This is a genomic window from Sphingobacterium detergens (assembly GCF_003610355.1).
Taxonomy (GTDB): Bacteria; Bacteroidota; Bacteroidia; order Sphingobacteriales; family Sphingobacteriaceae; genus Sphingobacterium; species Sphingobacterium detergens.
Genome location: NZ_RAPY01000001.1, coordinates 2,428,422 through 2,450,690 on the forward strand (window position 1 = coordinate 2,428,422; position 22,269 = coordinate 2,450,690).

Annotated in this window: 23 protein-coding genes and 1 pseudogene; 7 read left to right on the forward strand and 17 right to left on the reverse strand. The window is 37.6% G+C overall.

All coding sequences use genetic code 11. The annotated features are described in order from the left end of the window. Positions 1-10: 10 nt before the first annotated feature. Entirely contained in the window at positions 11-334 is a 324-nt protein-coding gene (locus tag DFQ12_RS28665) for a DUF6660 family protein (RefSeq protein WP_425275586.1), read from the forward strand. A 222-nt stretch (positions 335-556) separates the two neighbouring features. Continuing rightward, the gene (locus DFQ12_RS10400) at positions 557-1,438 is read left to right on the forward strand and encodes a bestrophin family protein (RefSeq protein WP_120258848.1); all 882 of its coding nucleotides are present in this window, start codon (positions 557-559) and stop codon (positions 1,436-1,438) included. Positions 1,439-1,677: 239 nt separating this feature from the next. Here the strand turns inward: DFQ12_RS10400 and DFQ12_RS10405 are convergent, their stop codons facing one another. Continuing rightward, positions 1,678-2,952: a S41 family peptidase gene (locus tag DFQ12_RS10405; protein ID WP_120258849.1), complete on the reverse strand. Its 1,275-nt coding sequence runs from the start codon at positions 2,950-2,952 to the stop codon at positions 1,678-1,680. Positions 2,953-3,228: 276 nt separating this feature from the next. Here DFQ12_RS10405 and DFQ12_RS10410 point away from each other — a divergent pair, with 276 nt between their 5' ends. Then, the gene (locus DFQ12_RS10410) at positions 3,229-4,719 is read left to right on the forward strand and encodes a catalase (protein WP_120258850.1); all 1,491 of its coding nucleotides are present in this window, start codon (positions 3,229-3,231) and stop codon (positions 4,717-4,719) included. A 63-nt stretch (positions 4,720-4,782) separates the two neighbouring features. Here DFQ12_RS10410 and DFQ12_RS10415 read toward each other — a convergent pair. Then, positions 4,783-5,079 (reverse strand): annotated as a pseudogene (locus tag DFQ12_RS10415) (discoidin domain-containing protein); the annotation flags it as partial. A 15-nt stretch (positions 5,080-5,094) separates the two neighbouring features. Continuing rightward, positions 5,095-6,462 carry a M60 family metallopeptidase gene (locus tag DFQ12_RS10420; protein WP_167457236.1) on the reverse strand — a complete coding sequence of 456 codons (1,368 nt, stop codon included), beginning with the start codon at positions 6,460-6,462 and terminating at the stop codon, positions 5,095-5,097. Positions 6,463-6,873: 411 nt separating this feature from the next. Here DFQ12_RS10420 and DFQ12_RS10425 point away from each other — a divergent pair, with 411 nt between their 5' ends. Then, positions 6,874-7,812, forward strand: coding sequence for a proline dehydrogenase family protein (locus DFQ12_RS10425; protein ID WP_120258853.1), 939 nt, complete (start codon positions 6,874-6,876; stop codon positions 7,810-7,812). A 242-nt stretch (positions 7,813-8,054) separates the two neighbouring features. Here the strand turns inward: DFQ12_RS10425 and DFQ12_RS10430 are convergent, their stop codons facing one another. The 6 genes from DFQ12_RS10430 to DFQ12_RS10455 form a co-directional block, all read right to left on the reverse strand. After that, positions 8,055-8,378, reverse strand: a complete 324-nt coding sequence (locus DFQ12_RS10430) for a hypothetical protein (protein ID WP_120258854.1) — start codon at positions 8,376-8,378, stop codon at positions 8,055-8,057. 337 nt (positions 8,379-8,715) lie between these two features. Continuing rightward, complete coding sequence (locus DFQ12_RS10435; protein ID WP_120258855.1) at positions 8,716-9,417, reverse strand: lycopene cyclase domain-containing protein; 702 nt, start codon at positions 9,415-9,417, stop codon at positions 8,716-8,718. Continuing rightward, the gene (locus DFQ12_RS10440) at positions 9,414-9,872 is read right to left on the reverse strand and encodes a sterol desaturase family protein (protein WP_120258856.1); all 459 of its coding nucleotides are present in this window, start codon (positions 9,870-9,872) and stop codon (positions 9,414-9,416) included. Before DFQ12_RS10440 ends, DFQ12_RS10435 begins: the two co-directional genes overlap by 4 nt. Positions 9,873-9,908: 36 nt before the next feature. Beyond that, positions 9,909-10,745: a phytoene/squalene synthase family protein gene (locus tag DFQ12_RS10445; protein WP_120258857.1), complete on the reverse strand. Its 837-nt coding sequence runs from the start codon at positions 10,743-10,745 to the stop codon at positions 9,909-9,911. A 4-nt stretch (positions 10,746-10,749) separates the two neighbouring features. After that, a complete protein-coding gene (locus DFQ12_RS10450; RefSeq protein WP_341867859.1) occupies positions 10,750-12,246 on the reverse strand; it encodes a phytoene desaturase family protein in 1,497 nt (498 codons plus the stop codon). 25 nt (positions 12,247-12,271) lie between these two features. Further along, entirely contained in the window at positions 12,272-12,913 is a 642-nt protein-coding gene (locus DFQ12_RS10455) for a MarR family winged helix-turn-helix transcriptional regulator (protein ID WP_120258859.1), read from the reverse strand. A gap of 493 nt (positions 12,914-13,406) precedes the next feature. Here DFQ12_RS10455 and DFQ12_RS10460 point away from each other — a divergent pair, with 493 nt between their 5' ends. Both DFQ12_RS10460 and DFQ12_RS10465 read left to right on the forward strand, forming a co-directional pair. Beyond that, complete coding sequence (locus DFQ12_RS10460) at positions 13,407-13,994, forward strand: hypothetical protein (protein WP_120258860.1); 588 nt, start codon at positions 13,407-13,409, stop codon at positions 13,992-13,994. A 78-nt stretch (positions 13,995-14,072) separates the two neighbouring features. Then, complete coding sequence (locus DFQ12_RS10465) at positions 14,073-14,372, forward strand: hypothetical protein (protein ID WP_120258861.1); 300 nt, start codon at positions 14,073-14,075, stop codon at positions 14,370-14,372. A gap of 86 nt (positions 14,373-14,458) precedes the next feature. On the opposite strand, the gene DFQ12_RS10470 is transcribed toward DFQ12_RS10465, so the two are convergent. From DFQ12_RS10470 to DFQ12_RS10490, 5 genes are all read right to left on the reverse strand, one after another. Beyond that, entirely contained in the window at positions 14,459-14,734 is a 276-nt protein-coding gene (locus DFQ12_RS10470) for a hypothetical protein (RefSeq protein WP_120258862.1), read from the reverse strand. Between the two features lie 153 nt (positions 14,735-14,887). After that, positions 14,888-15,175: a hypothetical protein gene (locus DFQ12_RS10475; RefSeq protein ID WP_120258863.1), complete on the reverse strand. Its 288-nt coding sequence runs from the start codon at positions 15,173-15,175 to the stop codon at positions 14,888-14,890. Positions 15,176-15,342: 167 nt separating this feature from the next. Further along, positions 15,343-15,699, reverse strand: coding sequence for a hypothetical protein (locus DFQ12_RS10480; RefSeq protein WP_120258864.1), 357 nt, complete (start codon positions 15,697-15,699; stop codon positions 15,343-15,345). Between the two features lie 11 nt (positions 15,700-15,710). Next, on the reverse strand, positions 15,711-15,992 hold the full coding sequence (locus DFQ12_RS28280) for a hypothetical protein (RefSeq protein ID WP_120258865.1): 282 nt from the start codon (positions 15,990-15,992) through the stop codon (positions 15,711-15,713). A 171-nt stretch (positions 15,993-16,163) separates the two neighbouring features. Next, positions 16,164-16,493 carry a hypothetical protein gene (locus DFQ12_RS10490; protein ID WP_120258866.1) on the reverse strand — a complete coding sequence of 110 codons (330 nt, stop codon included), beginning with the start codon at positions 16,491-16,493 and terminating at the stop codon, positions 16,164-16,166. 314 nt (positions 16,494-16,807) lie between these two features. Between DFQ12_RS10490 and DFQ12_RS10495 the strand changes: the two genes are divergently transcribed. Then, positions 16,808-17,200: a DUF5367 domain-containing protein gene (locus tag DFQ12_RS10495; RefSeq protein WP_244211711.1), complete on the forward strand. Its 393-nt coding sequence runs from the start codon at positions 16,808-16,810 to the stop codon at positions 17,198-17,200. 123 nt (positions 17,201-17,323) lie between these two features. Here the strand turns inward: DFQ12_RS10495 and DFQ12_RS10500 are convergent, their stop codons facing one another. The 3 genes from DFQ12_RS10500 to DFQ12_RS10510 are packed head-to-tail and all read right to left on the reverse strand — an operon-like array spanning position 17,324 to position 22,261. Then, positions 17,324-17,893, reverse strand: a complete 570-nt coding sequence (locus tag DFQ12_RS10500) for an RbsD/FucU domain-containing protein (protein ID WP_167457237.1) — start codon at positions 17,891-17,893, stop codon at positions 17,324-17,326. Further along, positions 17,890-20,604 (reverse strand): GH116 family glycosyl hydrolase, encoded by a 2,715-nt coding sequence (locus DFQ12_RS10505; protein WP_208642502.1) that lies wholly within the window; start codon positions 20,602-20,604, stop codon positions 17,890-17,892. The genes DFQ12_RS10500 and DFQ12_RS10505 overlap by 4 nt, the downstream gene beginning before the upstream one ends. Before the next feature lie 13 nt (positions 20,605-20,617). Continuing rightward, entirely contained in the window at positions 20,618-22,261 is a 1,644-nt protein-coding gene (locus DFQ12_RS10510; protein ID WP_120258870.1) for a RagB/SusD family nutrient uptake outer membrane protein, read from the reverse strand. Between the last annotated feature and the right edge of the window lie 8 nt (positions 22,262-22,269).

The window sequence follows — 22,269 nt, forward strand, 5'->3', positions numbered from 1 at the left end:
TTGTATTATTATGAAATGGATAGCAACATTATTATTAGTTGTCATATTTGCTCTTTTCATGGTCCCATGTGGCGATACTAGTATCAATAGTAGTCGTTTTGGTTCAACAGAAAATGACATAGTTCATGATCATAATTCGAATCAAGATGATATGTGTACACCCTTCTGTTATTGCAGTTGCTGTGGTAGTTTGGCGCTGAACACTCAATTTGTCCCTCACAAGTATAGTATCCTTCCAATATTATTTTTTTCACAAAGAAAAGTAAAAGAAACACCTTCTTTTTTTACAGCTTATTTAAATAGTATCTGGCAGCCCCCAAAATTCTATTGTTGATACCCTCCCTTTCTCGCTTCCGTTAGTCGGAAAATCTAATCCCGTAAAAAAGATTATAGTGATGATGATCTAAAATACCCGATCTACATTTTCTATGTATACTACAATCTCTTTAATCGGGTAAACTAGCGCAATTTTTTAAGAGAATCCAGAATATTCTCTTAAAAAAACTGTATGAAAGTGATGTTTATTTATCATTTCAACTCTTATTATTATTGAATTATGTTATTAAATCGAAAAATATCTATTTGGTACTTCATCAATGAAGTTAAAAAACCTGTTTTTTTTGTTTGTCTGTTTGGTCTTTTCATTAGTATTATGGATTTGCATCCAATACTGCAAAAAATTTCTATTCCCCCAAGCATCCCCGCTCTCCTTGGTACAGCTGTTTCTCTACTACTTGCTTTTAGGACTGCGCAATCTTATGAGCGCTGGTGGGAAGCACGTACAATATGGGGAGCTATAGTGAATGACTCTCGTACCCTTTTAAGACAGATTATTCAATTTGTACCTGAGAACAACAATAATATGATAAGAGAATTTGCCGACAGGCAGATTATTTGGGTTTATGCGCTTGGAGAGTCCCTCCGGAAGCAACCTTTTTCACCTTCAGTCCAAGCCTATCTTTATATCAATGGAATCAAAGGGCAGAATATACCAAATATATTGCTGGATAGGCATTCGGAGATGGTAAAACAACTTGCAAGAGATGGAATAGTAACAAATTTCAATCAATTTCAACTTAATGAAACGATAGCTCGACTATGTGATAGCATGGGAAAATGCGAGCGAATCAAAAACACAGTTTTCCCTAGATCTTATAGCTTATTAGTACATACATTGATTTATGTCTTTGCGGCTATATTACCTTTTGGAATGGACGACTCTCAGTTAATTGTAGAAATTGTCATAACCATGCTTTTATCTATCGTCTTTGTGGCCATTGAGAAAACAGCCATTATCATGCAGGATCCGTTTGAAAACACGCCCGTAGATACTCCAATGACTGCTCTTGCACAAACAATAGAAAGCAATATTCGAGAAATGACAGGGATGGAAAATGTACCGATAAAGAATAAACAGCAACTTTATTATCAGATGTAAAATTTCGTTGCCTCAAGTGAAATTTGTATTAAAATTTGGCGCATTAAATCGAGCTATTAACATAGGTAAATAGCTCGATTTTTTTTATTAAAAAACCACAACTATCTACAATTGCTAAATATACACTTTTCGGCCCGCCCTTTGTCACAACAACCATATCTCCTTTATAACCAAGTATTTAAAAAGCAAAAATGATATTACAAAAAAATATAGTTGGCAACTATATAAAAATGACAGCACTACCTCCTACCTCGTGATACTTCCTGTGTTGATGTCCGCTTTAAAATCCAATCCAATGCTGGATCCCGGCCTTCGCTATAGGCTTTAAATAATGGCATTATTGTTTTATCGGGTAGGACACCATCTGTATTTTTTTGCTGAAAACTATAAAATAGTAGTGAGCAGGACACCTCCAGTTTAGAATAAGGCAACTTGAACCACTTGATTTCCTGATATCCATTGGGTCTTGCTCCCGTAGGTTCACCCACCAAAATCGCATTAAGGCAATCTTTAAAATGTACGGCATTGGACATGCCGGCTGAAAACGTCCGCCGTCCGATCAGAACATAATAACTAGTCCCCGGATGTAGCGCATTGTAGTTTAAAAATAGGGGGAGCATCAGCTTCAGACCTTTGTCAAAATTTCCGCCCCCATTTAAACGCATATCAATAATAATCTTGTGCGCTTTTTGATGGTTCAAGCTATCATAAATCGTTGTGGTAACTTTTTCAAAATCTTCCCAAGACGGATATCCCGCAAAGTTAATATAGTAAGTATCTGAACGAATAGATTTATGTGCAATAGGCGTACTCGGTTCCATACCATTCTCCAAAAATAACGGTAACGGCCGAAATGCCCATTGCCAATCTACGGACTGATGGGCAGGTATTGCAGCCACCTTGAGTTCGATGGTCTTTTTGCCGTCCTGAAATTCAAATACAGCAGAGTCCCGATTCGAAATAAAACCAAAAGCGGAAAGATATTCGTAGACGCCTAACCGATCTGTCTGCTGCTTGAGCAGATAGGTCTTTGATTCGCCATGATCTATAATGCTGTTTAAAGAGTCCCTGATCTGAGTGATCGGAAAGTTATTGATAGAAAGAAGCCGCAGCCCCAGCGCTTGCTTATACTTTGCCTCACTTTGGATTAAGATCACCTGCTTACCAAAAATAAAAAAATCCAGTGGATACCTGTGAAAATCTCCTGGATCGGAAAGCATTGTATGCCCATCCCCAGCGAGTGATACAAATTGCTTATACCTCAACAGAATTTGTTCATTACTGAGCTTGGGTATTTCATTAAAAATAGCATGGTATTTTTGATCGAAAACGGTCTTTGGTGTAAAATGATATAAATTGAGATGGTTTGTACGGAGGCTATCATATAAAGCATGAAAATCTTCTTGCCATTGTTCTTTTGTCAACTGTCTGTACGGAAGATCAACCGTCTTGTCCTGCCCATAACTATTAAGCCCCAACCAAAGCAACAGAAAAATGAAATAACACCTTATCATACGGAATTTTAAAACAACTAATATTATTTATCTCACTACAAGATACGTACCTAACTTAAAAACACACAATTTCATTCCTTATTGTCTCTGATCGGATACCAACAAAATTTTGATAGGTTTAAATGGCCAAATTCATTTTGTTGGACCAGCGACTTTTAGATCAACTGGATGACATATCGATCTTAAATCTAAGATATTTTTATAGAACGATAAGATCGTTGACAAGATTTAGCAACGGATTGAACAATGGGTTCATAACAAAGTAAATTTTAAAAAATGGAAAAGAAAAAGTTAACAAATCGAACGGGTGCTCCTGTAGCTGATAACACAAATATTTTGACAGCAGGGGCTCGTGGGCCTGCGCTTTTGCAGGATGTGTGGTTTTTGGAGAAGATGGCACATTTTGACCGTGGTGTCATTCCGGAAAGGAGAATGCATGCAAAAGGTTCGGGTGCTTATGGCAAGTTTACAGTAACGCACGATATAACGAAATATACCAAAGCAAAACTTTTTTCAGAAATAGGTAAGCAAACTGATCTTTTTATGCGTTTCTCTACTGTAGCCGGAGAACGTGGGGCCGCAGATGCTGAAAGGGATATCCGAGGATTCTCCATTAAGTTTTATACCGAAGAGGGAAATTGGGATCTTGTAGGGAACAATACGCCAGTATTCTTTCTACGAGATCCATTACGATTTCCAGACCTTAACCAAGCTGTAAAAAGGGACCCCAAAACCAACATGCGAAGCGCAGACAATAATTGGGACTTCTGGACATTGATCCCCGAATCGCTTCATCAGGTAACAATAGTGATGAGTGATCGGGGTATCCCAAAATCATACCGAACGATGCATGGTTTCGGTAGCCACACCTTTAGTTTCATCAGTGCAGACAAAAAAAGATACTGGGTCAAATTCCATTTCAAGTCACAACAGGGGATTGAAAATTTGACCAACGAAGAAGCTGCTATTTTAATCGGAAATGATAGGGAGAGCCATCAAAGGGATTTGATGGACAATATTAACAATGGAAATTTTCCTAAATGGACTTTATATGTACAGATCATGAATGAGGAGGATGCTTATTCATATCACATCAACCCATTTGATCTCACAAAAGTATGGCCCCATGGGGACTATCCGTTGATTCCAGTCGGTGAGCTGGAGTTAAATAGAAATCCAGAAAATTATTTTGCTGAAGTGGAACAGGCGGCCTTCAATCCAGCTGCGATCGTGCCCGGAATAGGATTTTCACCAGATAAAATGTTACAAGGCAGGTTGTTTTCTTATGGTGATACCCAACGCTATCGCCTCGGAACAAATCACCATCAAATACCTGTCAATGAACCGAAATGTCCCTATCACTCCTATCATCGGGATGGTCCAATGCGCGTTGATGGAAATTATGGTGATACCATCGCTTATCAACCAAACAGCTTTAATCAATGGGAAGATCAACCCGACTTTGACGAACCGCCATTGAAAGTGACCGGCGAAGCTGCACATTGGGATCATCGAGAAGATCAAGATTATTTTAGTCAACCCGGTGACCTCTTTCGATTGATGACAACAGAAAAAAGAAAATTGCTTTGCACAAATACAGCCAAAGAGGTGGGCAAAGCACAGCAATTTATCCAAATTAGACATGTCAGAAACTGTTATAAGGCAGATCCTGAATATGGGAAAGGTGTCGCTGCAGCATTGGGTCTATCCATGGAGACCGTTTTCGAATACGAAGGATATGAAATGAAAAGGTTTGAATCCATATAAACAAACGAAGACCGGTGGAATAGACCGGTCTCCGCTTAATAATTTTGATATAGAAAGCTTCTATTAATAGACAGCCACTTCAGCCATTGCTGCATTTTGCGTACCATCAAATGCAGATTTGAAGATCAGTTTAAAATAACGGAATGATTTCACTGCTGGCAAAGCGACATTTTGTGGAGTGACGACATTTTGTAGCACAAACTGACCTTCACTATTCCAATTTACATTATCCGGGCTCACCTGGATCTCTATATCTTTCACTCTTCGCGAACCATTTCGCTGTGTAAAAGTAAAGCCTGTTACAGCAGTATCTTTTTTCATATCAATGGTAATAAAATAGGGGTATGTACCTGGGTTGCTCGACCATCTCGAATGTCAATAGCTAGCAGCATTGCCATCGATCATATTTGCAGCTCTTCCATTTTCGGAAGCTGTCTCTTGATTGGTATAGCCTATAACGAGCCATTTGTTTTCCCAATTTGGATCGTCAGTTTTGCTCGTAAGATCTTCTGCAGGTGTTGGTAAATTGAGATTTGTGATTTCTGTATAGACTGATTCACTCACTTTAAGACCCCATTTACGGAAAAATGCACTCAGATTCTTCCCTGAGATAGTACAGGCCTTCAACATAAAATAACGCATCTGTTGTTCCCTTGTAGAAAACGTTGCTTGTTCGACGCGTGTTTCCTTATGCAAGGTCTGATAAAAGTTATCGCCAAATGCCAACCACAACTGTTGGAACATGGCCAACCGAACAAAAAGCGAGGTACTACTTGCATTGAAATCCTTTTCAGCGTAAGGAATTATCAAATAATCCATTGCATCAACCCAAACGTTATCTCGTGTCAGCCGAGATGTTAGATGTCCCATTTTTCGCTCTGCTGCAAGGGAATAGATATTAACGGTAACCTCACCAAGTGCATCCCAGGTCCAGGCTCCTTGCTGGTGCATATGTCCTAGTTCGTGCCAAGGACCCCATCCATTATTACGTGCTCCGTCAACAGTCAATAATATATTCATTGCGCTACTGATATAAGCTGTACGATACCACGTTGCCACCATAAAATAATCTGTATTATCGGTTTCCGTCATCAAAAGTTTATGGACATTTTCTTTATGCTCGGCAGAAGAATTGTCAATACCACTTATGGAATATTCTGCTTTGGTAATCTCATCAAAAGTTTGCATCAATTGTTGCTGATTTTCCTGTCTATACTCCAACGCTTTGGTACGAGAAGCTACCAACATTGTTTCATTGCTTTCCAAAATGACATCCGGAGCTGTTGTCCAGGTGTCTAACATCGTTTGCCATTGTGCATTTGTCGTCTTTCCAAGGACAAAGTGTGGAGCAGCCCGATAGCCGCTTCTAAATTCAAGCTGAACTTTACCACTTGCTATACTATTGTCATTTGAATTATACCGGATGTATAGGAGACCACCATACGCATCTGCCTGAATGGTATTAACCCCTGCGGTCAATGGAACAACTGTTGGATTCCACTTCGCTTTATACCTAGAATAAGTGCCTATTAAAAGTGTAGGAACACCACTACCATCTTCCAATTGCTCCATATGAATCGTTAGGGTTTCATTGGGAGCAACATAGAATCCCGTTGCTGTAAAATCTGAAGCGGGATTTCGTTGCCCCAACCGTTTGGCCTCCTTTGTACCAGATGGAACTTCATTAAAAACTTGGATAGTATCATAACTGATCGCTAAACTATCAATCGGGACCTCTTCCATTACTACTACATTTTTCTGACACGCAGAAATGATTAAAACAGCTGTCAAAAACCATAATTTAATTGCATTTTTTAACATAATAAAAAAGTTAATGTTATATAATTGATTAAATAATATTACTAATTTAGCTAAAATTAAAGTTATTACCACTCTATTAAACATTATAACTACAGAATTCGCTATACTACCGGATCTGCAATGGTGCCTCCTTCTTTGTAAAACCCATTAACCATATGCCCGAATAGAGGAGATATGTTCCCCGTAAACTGACAATATCACCGACGGAGAGTTCTTTCGTCTACTGTATCATATTATTAATTAAAAATTGATTTGTCCTACCGAAAATAGGGATTTCATTTTTTTCTACTTTCTATTTTTTGTATTTTACATAGTTAATTTTAAGATTGCTAAATGGAACAATTACTTACAGCTGGTGCTGAAGCACTGAGGAAAGCTGCATTAAATGAAGATGCTAAAGCTTATATTTTGAATAATGAAGCACTTTATAAACTAATGAAGAAAGCCGCTGACCGATATATTGGCGGTGAAAATCTTACGGAAACCCTAACCAAAGTAAAAGCTTCAAATGATAGTGGTTTTAAGTGCTCGATCGAGTATATGGGCGAAAGTACGCGGACTATTCATGAAGCTGAAAAAGCAACTACTGAATTTTTGGGCATCTGCGATGCAATACAGCAACACAATCTCAATTCAACGATTTCACTTGACCTTTCGCACATTGGACTGGAAATCTCTGAAAACCTCTGTTATGAAAATCTTTCCAATATATGTGAATCAGCCAAAGGTAAAGAAGTGATCATAAGTGCCGAAGGAACGGAAAGGACTGACAACATATTAAAGCTCTATCAGAAGGGCTCTAAAGAATTCTCAAACTTGTCCATTACATTGCAGGCTTATCTCCATCGAACAACGGATGATTTTGATGCGATGTGCAAAGAAAGAGGACGTATCCGCATCGTGAAAGGGGCTTTCGAAACAGCCAAAGGCTTATCGCTACCACGCGGTCAGGAACTCAATGAACGCTATCTTTACTACGTCGAACAGCTGCTTTCAAAAAGTCATTTATGCTCCATTGCAACACATCACCATGAAATTCAACAGGAGGTCAAAAAGCTTATTGATAGATTACAGCCTGCAAAGAAATGCTATGAATTTGAAAGTTTATATGGCATACAGACAGAACAGCTGGCACAATTGAGAGATGAAGGGTATCCAACAAAACTGTATTTCGTATATGGTCAAGAATGGTATCTCTATCTTTGCAACAGATTAGCCGAATATCCGCTAAATTTATTCAGAGCACTACAGGACATTGTCGAAACGCAGTAATCATTTAGGTTATTAGTATAAATCTCATTAATGATCAAAATTACTACTACAAGAATATTATCAGTAACTCCATTCATCTTACAAACACATATCAATAAAAGACGAAAGGCCTTAGAAAAAATTTCGTCTTTTTGTAGATAAATAAGATAGTCTTTGTATCCAATTATTGGAGAATTAGGCTTGGAATTTAAAAAGAAAGTGAAGTTTGATAGAAACTTCACTTTCTAAAATCGGAGTAATATCTAAAGATCTACACCATAATAAATTTCAATTTCCCGATAGACAGACTGATGTGCTCGCTCTATTGCGTCATTTGCAGAATAGCCATATTTAAGATATACATCTAAGTAAGCATTAAAAAGCTGTGTCCAATATCCAGGGCCTCTTCTTCCCTGAGCATCCATCTGATTATCCAACTTTTGTCTTGACTGAAGATCTAACTGAGGGGTGCTTTCCGCTGAAATCTCTAAACTCTGTTTTGACGCGCTCTGTTGAGCCTTTGCTACGTCAGGGGTCAACGCAGCAAATGATACTAAGGCAATGCCTGCAAAAATTAATTTCTTCATATTTCTATCTTTTATAATTAAACTAGTTTGGATGCTTTTAAAACAAGCTAAACCATTAAGCTTCTTTTCTATACGGATAAAAATCAGATTAAATAATTGCTCTTACAACCATGGTTCTATATTTGGAGTGGATACACTTATATCCGTCGCATTTGGAACAAAATATGTAATTCCTTATAAGTTAGCGCATATCAAAAACAATTAGATTATCAACATTTGGAAAAACAGGGATTGATGTTCGGGGAGGAAAATGGTTTCATTCGGGATCATCAAGATTAATCATTTTCGACAACGGGGAACATTATGCTGTCCATGAGTTTTTTGCGAAAGAATAATTTTATGAATTGGGTTCATGCTCCCTGGGTTGAAATTTTTTAAAAAAATAAAGTACCCATAGAAACTGGGTGTATCCATAAACGGCATCTTCAATAGGAATCGTGAATACTCTAATACCCATAAAATCCGCTGGATTATAATTGACTATTGGTGATTCCAATCCTGTTCCTGTGAGTATACCATTGACAGGCAAAAATCCTAACATTAGTATTGTGAAAACCAAAGAGGCTTGGCTGATCCATTGTACCCGCATAACAAAGTGAAACACCAGTAATGTCACTATCGTGACTACAGCAGTCACCAAGGTATACATTCGATCAGCATAGCGAAGTGCTACCACTGCGCATACAATTATACTGACAAAGACAATAATATTGTTAAAAGCACTAAGATGTTGCCATCTAAAAAATTTATCCAGACAGAAATAGGTGAATATGCATGAAAAAGGAATAAAGATAAAAAATAGCCATTCCTCCAGAGGTAATCCAGCTAATTCAATGCCCAAGGTATACTTTGTATTAAACCACCAAACACCACGACTGGTAAACCAGACATCCCATGCAATAAAAAACAGGGCAACAATAACTGAAGCTTTAAAAAATGGGACAAACTCTCGATCAAATCGAAGCCGCCTGTCGAAGGAAGCGACAAAACATATTATCACCGTAAAAAATAAGATAAGCGAATAAGTATACTGCATCATGTTTTTTCATTATTACTGAACATTTTAAAGTATTTCAACGGAACATATAAAAAGCCGAAGCATTCTCCTTCTTCCTTGACCAAATGTTTGTGATGCTGCTTGTGGGCACGACGAAGTGCCAAAAAGTATCTATTGTTTGTTTTACTCAAAAATTTGAAACGTTGGTGGATAAAAATATCATGCACAAAAAAATAAGCCATACCATAGAACATAATCCCTAGACCAATATAAAATAGGTAGTTATAATCTTTTAGCGATCCAAAATACATCAGCGCAATGGTAGGTAATGCAAAGATGACAAAGAAGTAATCGTTCTTTTCCAAAAAACCTTCATTGCTATGATCATGATGGTCTCTATGCAAGATCCATAAGAAACCATGCATAATATACTTATGAATAAGCCAGGTAGCACCTTCCATGGCAACAAAAGTGATCAGTACGGTAATAAAATTCATATGTTTATTCGCTGATGATTTTAAATTTGTGCAGAATTATAAATAAGCAGCCTTGTATCTCAAATAGCTTTTGAGAGCAACATAGGCTTTCTGAGTATTCGGTATTCTAATTCTATTTTCTAAAATTTCCTTCGATGATTTCTTTCGGATCTTTGCAAAAAGTAAAAGATAGTATTTGTAAGCCAGATAAACACCAAACTTAGCTGAGGAAGGTAATTTTTTAATGCCTAAAAGTGCTTCTTTAAACTCCTTGTGGATTTCATCTTCAATCTTGCTCTTGAGTACATTATCAAATACAGCCATATCCAAATTTGGAAAATAAGTGCGACCGAGGATATGATAATCATCTTTGAGATCCCGCAAAAAGTTTATTTTTTGGAATGCAGAACCAAGTTTCATCGCATATGGTTTTAACTCCTCATAGCGCTGTTTATCTCCCTCGGTAAAAACCTGTAAGCACATCAATCCTACAACCTCTGCTGAGCCATAGATATACTCTTTATAGCGATCTGAATCATAATCTATCTTTTTCAGATCCATCTCCATACTGTGCAGGAATTGATTGATAAGGTCAATGTCGATGTCGTATTTGCGTACGGTCTCTTGAAAAGACTGCAAAATAGGGTTCAAGGAAATTCTTTCTTCCAAAGCAGCGTTTGTTTCTAAATATAAACGCCTCAATAATCGTTGCCGATCATATCCATGAAAACTATCGACGATTTCATCTGCAAGTCTAACATAGCCATAAATTGCATAAATACTATGACGGATGCTTGGTTTCAAAGCCAAAATGCCAAGCGAAAAGCTTGTACTGTATTTCTCAGTTGTTTTTTTGCTCACTTCATAAGCGAGTTCATCAAATAACTTCTTCATGGTCTTATGATTTATGATATAATTCAATGGCTTCTTTAGCGACTATCTTTCCAGAAATGATGGATGGCGGCACACCAGGACCGGGTACAGTCAACTGACCTGTATAAAAAAGATTGTGCACTTTTTTATTTCTCACCTTTGGTTTCCATACCGCAGTCTGCTTAAGTGTATTGGCCAATCCGTAAGCGTTTCCACCGTAAGCATTATAATCGTTCACAAAGTCGCTGACACAGTAACTTCGTTTGTATGAAATCTGCTCGTATAGATTTTTTGTACCAGTATGCTTTTCCAGACGTTCTAACATTTTCATCAGGTATTCTTCACGTACTTCCTCGTTATCCGATATACCTGTTGCTAAAGGCATCAACAAAAAAAGATTCTCAGCATTCGAGGGTGCAACATGAGCATCCGTTTTGGAAGGACAACAAGCATAAAACAACGGATTTTGAGGCCATTTTTTTTCGCCATAGATACAGTCAATATGATCGTCCAGTGGATGCTCAAAGAACAGCGAATGATGTGTCAGATTAGGAATGGATGATTTCATACCTAGGTAATAAATCAAACTAGAGGGGGCAAAAGTCCTGCTCTTCCAATAGGTATCATCATAATTTCTCAATTCTTGGGGCAACAGCGATTCAATATGGTGATAGTCGGCCGATGCAACCACAAGATCAAACTCATGATACGCGCCATTAACCTGTAGCGAGGTGACCTTATTCTTTTCGATCTTTAACGCATCAACATTATGATTGAAATGGAAAGTGGCACCTTGCTTCTCGGCAACCTGCTGCATAGCCAGCACCAATTGAAAAAATCCTCCTTTCGGGTAATGGGTACCCAGTGCATAACCACCATAATTCATCAGACTATACAATGCCGGAATATCTTTAGGAGAGGCCCCTAAAAAAATGACGGGAAATTCCATCAAAGTCCGTAACCTTTCATCTTTAAAATATTTTGCAACGTAAGCCCTAAAGCTTGATAAGAGATCTAATTTGAAGGCGCTGCGCGCAATTTTTGGAGAAACAAACTCCAACCAACTATGGCAAGGTTTATTGACAAAATCACGCATCCCAACTTCATATTTGAATTTAGCTGCCTGCATAAATTTGTCCAGTTTCCTCCCTGCCCCAACTTCAATCCGTTCGAATAACTGTTTTAAATCCTCGTATGATTCAGGCACACTGATCTGTCCGGAATTAAACATCATCTCGAACTGTGGATTCAATGAAACAAGTTCGAAGAAATCAGCTGCGCTATGGCCAAAGTCCGAAAAGAAGGACTCAATAATATCAGGCATCCAATACCAGCTGGGGCCCATATCAAACCTAAAGCCTTCAGGCGTAGAAAACTGACGTGCACGCCCACCTGGCTGTACATGTTTTTCAAAAACATGTACGTCATAACCCGCCTTAGCTAAATAAGCTGCAGCCGAAAGCCCCGAAAAACCTGCACCAATTACAGCTACTTTCCTTTTCATTTTTTTCTGATTAAGGATCCTATTCTACTAATCATCTGTTTCGCTATATTTTAACTTTGTCCAATAATTGTTCTGTCGCAATGTTTTTATCGTAAATCACCTGATGGAAATCGCTCAGTTTAGTTAACAAGTTGATAAGTATCATTTTTTCCTCATTAGTGAGATCTCCCGAAACAATCCGTGTAGCATGTCGTATGCTTCCCATTTGCTTCTCCAATGCCAATAAACCAGTTTCTGTAATGTAGATCATCTTACTTCGCTTATCCAATTCAGATTCCTCCTGACTTACCCACCCCTGTTTGAGCAAACGATTTATAATAGCCATACCAACTGACTTTTCATGAATATTTCGTTTGATCAATTCCATTTTTGTCATCTCTCCAAATGATTTTAGCGTAATCAAATAGATAAATTCCTCTTGGGTAGAAAAATCAGATCCCCAAATTGCAGCTTTTGAATAACTCTTTGCGAATCTGTTCATATGCACAATTAGAGTACTGATGACACTTTCCGGACTACGCCCATTTTCTTTACCTTCCCAGTGCGGATCGACAAGCTTATTACTTTGCACATTTACAATCCAGCGCTTAAAACCTTCAGCATCATTGGCATAATTACCATTTACATTATCTGCCTCGAATTGCTCAATCAATGGTAGGATTTCTTCTAAAAGCTTATACTTCATAACACCAAATTAGAACACTAATATACCATTAAAGTTTTATTTATTTTAAAATAATGATTTTTTAGAATAAAAATACACTAAATAACCAGAAATAGTTCTGGAAATGAATTGATAAAAACATCAGTACGAGGGAGGCTTAACCCTTAAACTAGGTTAAGGGTATTTCTTAAGTTTACGGCTTCCCGAACTACCGCATATGGGCAATATGAGGCTTATGCGCCTATCGCACCAAATGAGTAGATCAAATTAAAAATTGAGGTAAAAGGTAAAACAGCCAAGCTATTTATAAATGATGCCAAACTACCTCATTTTATTGTCAATGAGCTCAAAATGGGCGTCAATAAAACTGGAGAATTGGTCTTTTTGTCGATATCGGAACCGCAGGATTTTTCAGGGATTTGAAAGTGACAAGTAAAACTAACAGTACACAATAGCAAAAACAATAACCAAGAAATAAATTGTATCTTACCTAGAATATTGCTATACTACTGTTATGTCCAAAAAGAACGTCGAAAAGATCCGTCTATTAGTAGAGAAGATTAAGGACTGGAATAGGTTAAATGATGATGAACTATTTCAGTTAATAAAGGAGTTTGAGAAAATGCCCAGGCTAGAAGTTTCCAAATTCTATAATGACCTTTTTAACGACGCCAAATTGGTGGAAAACCTTTTGACTATTTATGACAAACATAGTGACAATACCAAGCTTGTTGTCCTTCTCATCTCTTCCATCGGAAATATGATACAGCGATATCGTCTACCTGAAACGAAGGCTATTTATGAATTCATGTTGAAAAATAGCTATAGAAAAAATGTAGGCGCCTATGTCGCTTTGTTTCTGCCGAGATTGACCTCTTTCGAGACATATAATAACAAATGGAAGTATATTATGGATATCAAAATGATGTCTCCAAAAAAGATAGCGGAAAGTGCTTTTGAAGCCTTAATAGGTTTATACATAGATAACATTCCGGCAGAATATAAAGTTGAGGCTAGCAATTATTTTAAAAGCAAAGCGCAAAAGTCCAATAATGAATATGGAAAGCAGTATTATTTAGATTTAGCAAGTAAAATTAAATAAACGTCCCAAGAATTATGGATAATTTCTGTCGCAATTTCCAATGAATTTTAAATTTAGGATTTAAAGACTCTCTTAAAAATGTTAGACTTTTATATTATTGATGATCATCAGCCAACGCCAAACGATCCAACTGAGATGGGATTAGAGTTTGTTGGAAAACTTGATGACGGAACATTTAAGAATCTTCAGAAGAAAAACATCATCGATAAAAATTTCGACTTTTACTCGGATTTCAGGTTAACGACTGTAGTCATCAAACAGATTAAAAACAACATCTTGCAAAAGCATCTACAAACTGATACCGATGTACAAAAATTAATCAACATCCTTAATACGGCGATCGAAAAACAAAGTGGACTGATTGCTTATTGCGACTAATCGGTTATAACAAGACAATGGTTAAGTCCTTCTATCATTCTCCGTTTTAGAAACAAACAGATCTTCAGATCCCATCGTAGCAAGCGTTAGGTAAAAAATAATTTTAGGAGATTTTTACCAATAGACAAAACTGTCCATATCATTATACTTCCGATAAAAATCACTATAGGATGGGCTATTAAAGAAATTAAAGCGCCAGATATGCCCTGAAAGTACTCTCCATTAAGTTCTGCAGTCTTTTGTCCTGTATAAGCCATCACAGATATAATTAATGTAAATGGCAATACCCCGAAAAATAATTGCCAGAAAAGAGTCGAAAACCTAATATTAGTTTTACTTAAATTTTTAAAAAGAACTTTCATTTGTATTCATTTTTGAGTCTAAAAACTCTGTCAATAATTTTTAAGTATTCTTAATCATCTCCCCTACTGTAGACTCACCAAAGTTTACATTATCAGTAATGTCACTCTGCTTACCCTTTACATTAGAAGCATCCTAAACATTTAGAAAACAGATTATTCTCTGATGATTCTTATCTCAAAATTAGCATTACAATCTTTTCTATAGGCAAAAAGGCCTGGTTCCATATCAGAAAGAGATAACAAAGTCTTGTCTATCGCCAATATCTCTTCTATAGAAATAACTTTATAATCCGACTCTCCAACTTCCCTATTACTAATAAACTCCCACATGCTGTCCTCTAGATGATGATATACCCTTGTTATCTGATCTGTCCTATCCAAAACAAATGATGTTGTTAAAACTGCCTTATTAGGATCTGAGAAATATTTAATTAATTCCATTAGATATCTTTACTTGGTTAATACTGATATTATGATAGAAATTCAATTTTCTTTTCATGTTCCGCATACTTCTGTTGGCTTATCAGGGAATTAGTCTTCCGTAAATTTTTGATCTCATTGATAATGTTAAAACTTTAATTTTAGATAATTTATAAGGCGTATACAGTTCAAAGTGAATCTAACAGAGGCTCATAGTCAATATGTTGGATTCCATCAAAAGTATCATATTTAATTCTAACGGTAACTGTTGAAACATTATTCTTTTCATTCTTCAATTTTAGGTCTATATAAATTTTATAAGGCGGATATCTACTGCCTAAATAATCAATATCGTCATGCTTTGGATAAGTAAAATTACCAACTGACCAGAACAACAGCTGTTCATTTGATATTAGTTTCAATTGATGTCTTTCGAGATCAATAAAAATATGTTCTTCAAATGCTGTCCGAATAATTCCTTTACGTTCATAAATTCCCCAAATAAACAGACCTAGTATTAATCCAACTAAAACTACTATAAGCATAGTACAATCTATTATTTTTTATCTTTTTTCACTTTTAATAGGTTGCTGAATATTAAAAATGTAAGCACAAACATAATCGCCTGAATAATAAATACAGGATAAAGGACATTCCCCTCTGCGTATCGATATGCAAAACTTACAATAGTTACAGGAAATGTAAATACCAGACCAACAAGAAACCATTCGTTATAAAACCGATCATTAGGAAGAATAGAGCATACGGATAGAGTACCTATTCCTACATAGGTTAAAGCAATAAAAAATGGCAATTTTCTTTCTTTTAGGTACCGCATATGGCAAATATTATTGATTAAAAATATCCTCTGATTGAAAAAAAACTAAATATAATACGTTTAATTGCATAACCTTTATAAAATAGAATTAATGACTGTATAAATCCCGACAATCAATGAAATCAAAAGGAATGCGAGTATAATAAAGCAGCCTATTGTTACAGCGCTATCTTACCAGCTCGATTTAGTTGCTTCGGTTTCACTAACCTCAATCATCGAAGGATCTTCAATGTGTTTTAAAACAATCTCAGAATCTTTAAGCATCCAAGAGACCTCTTCCAATGCAATATTCTGAAATGCCTGTTCTTGTTCCTGATGTTCAAAATCCTTCGCGGCACATAATAGCTGATAAGCAAACAATTTTAGTCCTTCTTTATTCGCTTTAATGAAGTATACATCATCCCTTTCCCGATAGTCGGAATAAATACCAAATTGCCCATTCTTAAAAGATCCTTCTAAATCCAGATCACTTTTCAGAGACTCCAGTAATTCATCGTTCATTTTAGGCTTTATTATTCTTTTAATTGTTTGTATTATTCGGTTATATTTATGACAATTAACAAAAGATCGTTCAACCTCCTGGCTACGAACTAAAATAGCCAATATTTACTAAAAGATCCTCCTATTTTTCAAATAAATCTACACATTTTGATAAGCTAATGGAAGGGACCTTGATATTGAATGCAAAATCAGGGAATTGAAGCCCCTATATTTACAAAGATTTCTGTAATTTCATCACTAAGTATAGCTTTTCCTGTAAATGAGTTTTCGAAAGCAAGGTTTACCGAATATCTCTTTTATTCAACATGTTCAAAATGAAAAATACGTTTATTTTGCCGGTTCTTACGATAGGTTTTCTAATTTGGGTTTTAGCAACGTTAGCTTTCCGCTTTGCAGGACAATTCTTTTTTATCACAGATTCATTACCAATACTTACTAGTTTATATGTAGTTGTAATACCCGCATTAGTATTGATTTCAGTTCTAACTTTCAAAAAATTTAAACTTTCAGGATTCGAAAATATCGTCGCTGGCGTATTGTTGGTATTACCAGGAATGGTTCTCGATACGTTCATTATTCAGTTTTTTGAACACATCTTTCCTAACATGGCCCCAAACAGTGCGACAACTTTTGGTTCTTGGTTAATGTGGGCATATAGCATTGTATTACTCACATCGATTGTGGTTGGAATGCGAAAGAACAGTTAAACCCAAAACCTAAGAAGTACACATTGGACAACTACCGAGCTAAATGGATGCATAAATTATTTTATCCATTTAGCTCTGCAGTTAATTGTCTAAATTACTACAAGATTGAAGGCTTTATTCTGTCTACCTTGTCATCCGCTCACGCAAAATCTTTTCACGGTTGGCATCCCAGTATTTACAGTCAAGTTCAATAAAAACTGAACTATACGGGATAAGTGATTCTGTTTTCACGACAATTATCTGGAAAAGGTCAGCTGCTTTATCTATTTTCCCAAAAACATCTTCGTGTAAGAGGGACCGTTTTTCTATATGCGGTAAAAGTTTGGTTAGGCTCTCTTTGTATTCCTTTAATCCTGGTGCAAGCCCATCGTCTAAATAATCAAATTCTTTATCAAAATAAAAGATAGGTTTTACATGATGCTGTTTATTGAGCAATTGTACGACATCGTCCAGTACTTCCGGCATCTGTTTTTTTGAATCGAGAACAAGTATATTCGCTCCCGTTGGTGCGGGATAAGCTTTATCAACGATCAATATCCAATTGCGATGTCCAAGCAAGGGTATTTTTTGCGAAAGCACCTCTCCCCAATCGGATTTCGGCACAGATCCGGCCTTTTGATCTGCTGATGACATACATCCCATAACCAAGAAAAGACTTATTATCACAAGCAGTTTATTCACTATTTTTTTCATAACCATCGAATAGTTAATGTATCATCTTTTTCTAGTCCTACTTTGTCTTTAAAATTGATCACCAAACGTTCTCCTTGACGTTTCACTTTATGAAGTAATATTTGTTTATCATTTTGTAGAACAGTGATCTGCTTAGGATCAAGTGAAAGCTCTTCGGCATTGCCCAGATGAAATTCTTTAAGTTCCAACGCGCCATAATTTAATGTTAACTGACAAACACGCTTTCCTCCCCTTTGCTGCTTTTGAATGTAGGTCCCCCATCCCATCGCGGTGGTAAAAGGCGCTTTAAAATCTGAAGATCCTATTTTAGGGGCAAAACCGATCTGCCCTTTTGGACCGTGATAACTAAAGCCACAGGCATTAATAAAGGTTCCGTAACTCGCCATCGCACGTGCATAGTGATCACTACATTCAATTTCGTTAAAGGGATTTCTTTTTGCCGCATGATAGCGGTCGTGAATTACCCTGGTCATAACCAGGCTTTCGTCGATCATACCCTCGGCCATCATGTGTGCAGCAACTTGATGTTCAAACCCACTCATACATTCATGAAAATAACCCAGTTGCCAAGTCGTATTATCGCCATAAGCTTTTTCCTCATTTTTTGGATTTGTATTCATGACCATCCCCCCTTCGCCTGCCAATGCATATGGCCGTCCCCCGAGGTGTGTCTTAATATAGGGTCCCACATCCATCGCAAAATTATATTTCCAAAGTGCCTTCAGGGCGGATAATGTTTTCTCTCTGTCATTAATCCGGGGCATATCCACTTGAAAACACCAGGCCTGTCCATAGACCTGATCTATATGACAAGTATTGTAGGAACCCAGCTTTTTCCTTCCCTGAATCGTATCTGGCCGATGGATATAATATTCTCCGTTAAAAAGATATTTATCCATGTTTTCAGTTCCTTTTCTGACATAGTTCATGCAGATCTGTTGAAATTTCCTATCGCCAGCTTCCTCAGCCATCAATGCCGCAGCTTGTATGGCAGCGAGACAAAGTCCTACAATCCAGCCGATCTCTCCTTCCCACACGGCGTCCAATGTATTTTCCATTGGCGTATCGGTCATACCATCTCCGTTTTTATCCTGATCGAGGACAAACTGAATCGCCTGTTTAAGTTTTGGCCAATTCCGTCTTAAGAATGTGTCATCAGTACTCATCTGATGATCCCGATAAAAACGAAGGATAACACCAGCCTGCCCATCGATGGCGGGTCTTTTTTCATATTCTGCCCGGAAGATAATTGCGCCAGTTTCTGGCTGAAAGCCCACCCCAAGGTCAGTAACCTCGCGCAAATTGCGCTCAATATCAGGAAATATACGTCCCATAGACTGACCATACTGCCACACATGGGTGCAAGTACCGGCACAGGCACCGATACCTTCCCAACCCCAAAACCTTCCTGAAGCAAAACGCATTGTATTCGCTGTCGCCAAAGTTCCTATATTAACAAAGGTACGGTCCATAAACCAATGGGGCAATGTTGTATTATTCCAGGTCTGCTGCCAAGCCAAAGTTTCTGCATCCAGTTTTTCCTTATTGGTCACATAATATTCTATTACTGCCGCTGCATCTTTAAATTTTGTACCATACCAATAGCCATATTTGGCATCTTTGATATGCTGCTGCAACTTTGGATGAGGATTATTAAAGTGCCAGGAAATTGCAAATGAAATTTGACTATTTTCTTTCACCTTTAGTGTACGCTTTACGGTAAAAGCACCCACCTGAAAATCAGAAAAATCAACTAGCGAATCACTATTTTCCGATTTTATGTTTTGTGGTGCAATCGGCCAGTCCTTCAGTCTCGTCACTGCCACAGCCTGTGAATCTGTACATGTAAATGCCATCGTCCCATAATCTCCTGCCTGTTTGGCAACATCAGGTACTTGATCACAACTGTAGCTAAGCACTTTAAAGCCTGATTTTTCTGTAAGATGCGACACTTTTTTTACTGCCTTAAAATCCTTACGTCCCTTATGTACACCATTTTCCATCCACCCTGTAAGGACTACTTCAATGGGTGTCTCAACTTTGTTGCGCAGTTCGACGTGCAAAGTTGTCAGAGGTAAGGAAGAATTATCTTGATCCAAGGGTATAAACGGTGAATAAGCTGTAAGAACAACATCCACAGGAAAGTCAGCACTCAGATACGTTATACGACAGGTAGGATAAGTCGGTTCAAACACAATCTCGTCCCAATGATTTTCTCGCAGTTCTTTGACTATATGTTTGCCCTTAAAAAAAACGGAAACAGCAAAACCTTGTTCCATACTACGCAGATTATCTGCAATAGCTGGTTCGACATAGGCCGATCCATCACGTGGACGAACACGCACAAGTTCTTTGCCGTTGTTCCACATCACATTTTTGGGTTCTATACCTTCACGTTCGCCATCATAAGCGGTATTAAATATCTGCCATAACCACAAGCGTCCATCGCCTCCGATATACACTGTACCTGCATGTAATCCACCAATAGGCATACCAATATAACGCAGTTCATTTTTACTCTTTCGGTAGGCAATCTTCTCGCTTCTTTCATATAAAGAGGCGAGCCATTGTTTATCAATATTTTTTTCCTCCGGAATGTTATGTATGGGATTATCCCAGGCAAACATCGAGTTTGACCACACAGGGAACCTGCTGGCTATCACACCTAGGCCAAGTAAACCTGTTTTTTTAAAAAAGCTTCTTCTATCCATTCGTTCTATTTGGTTACCATCCGGCATTCTGAATAATTAAATTATTGGCATCAATTACAGATTGAGGAATTGGCCATAGATACATTAAAGGTGCAGTAAATTTACGTTGCTGTGCCAAGATCTTTGGAGCATTATAATCTCCTGTCGGATCTGACACATTTGAATTAATGCCAAAAGCTGGTGTATTTAACACATCTTCAGCGATCTTCCATCTCAATATATCAAAATATCTTTTGTGCTCTGCGACAAATTCATGTCTGCGTTCATTACGTATGATGTTTCTTACAGCATCCTGATTTGTAATAATAGAAGGATCTACAACAGGTAAACCAGCTCTTTGCCTTACCAAATCGAGAGACGTCTTAATTCTGGCGTCGCCGGGATTTGCTTCATTAAGCGCCTCGGCAAGAATCAATAAAGTCTCAGCATACCTATATATTGGCCAATTGATAAATGACCTTTCTGGAGTAATGGTTTCTAGATCATTAAATTTAAGATACATATATCCAGTTTTACCACCACCACCTTCATTACCAATCCGTTCTGGCATTCCTGAGGAAGGATGCGGCGAAAAGGGGGTCATACTACCATCGGGACGTTTAACAGGAATACCCGGTAACATAAAAGTCTGCGTAAGTCTTCGGTCTCTGTTTTCATATGGTCGGTTTACATTATATAAGGGCGAAGTTCGAATACTTCTTCCATCCGTACACTCATAAGAATCTATTAAATCCCGGGTAGGACAAAAAGCAGCCCAACCACCGCCTATTGCACCAACACCTCCCGGAGACGCCAAAGTAGGAAGCATATGTGTCACCAAATCCTTCACATATTGACGAGCAAGAATAATTTCAGAATTTGCATTATTAGCGGCAGCTGTAAACTGTGAGGCATAATTAGCCACTAAAGTGTACTGATTTAAAGCTACCACAGAATCTGCAGCATTGGCCGCATTTTGCCAATATTCTACATTGTTGTTATTATTATGAAATTTTTCCCAGCTTGCCATATACAGATAAATATTTGCACGTAGCATTAATGCTGCCGCTTTTGTTATCCTTCCATTATCGGATCCACTATATGATGTGGGAAGATTGGCCGCAGAAAAATTGACACATTGTAACGCATACTCCAACACTTGCTGTTTCGGACTTCTCGGAATTTTTGATTCATCTAATAAAACTGGTTGCTCTACTATTAGCGGAACGTCCCCAAAATGCTCTACAAGTCTAAAATACCACATTGCAAGCACAAATCTGGCTTCGGCTTCATATCTTGTCTTCAAAGCAGCGTTGGCTCCAAAATCGATGGGGGTTAATTTTGTGAGATAGTATAATGCCCTACGTATGTTTCCATAGGCGCCGACATACTCCTCTCTCAAATAAGTGTCTGATGCCTGCTGCGACCCTTGATTAATAAAACCCAATCCTCCTTCCCCCCAGGCATTGGTCATAATAGAATTATCGCTACTACAATCTTTCCAAAAATCTCTTTCACCTGGCAGGGTTGCATATACTGCATTCAACCCCACTCCCGCTTCTTCTGGATTTCGGAAATATGTAGCTTCCGATGCGTTGGATAATGGGTCTAAATCTAACCTCTTATTACAAGCTGTAAAAAGCACAATGGTTCCATATATATATATTAACTTTTTCATTCGTATAT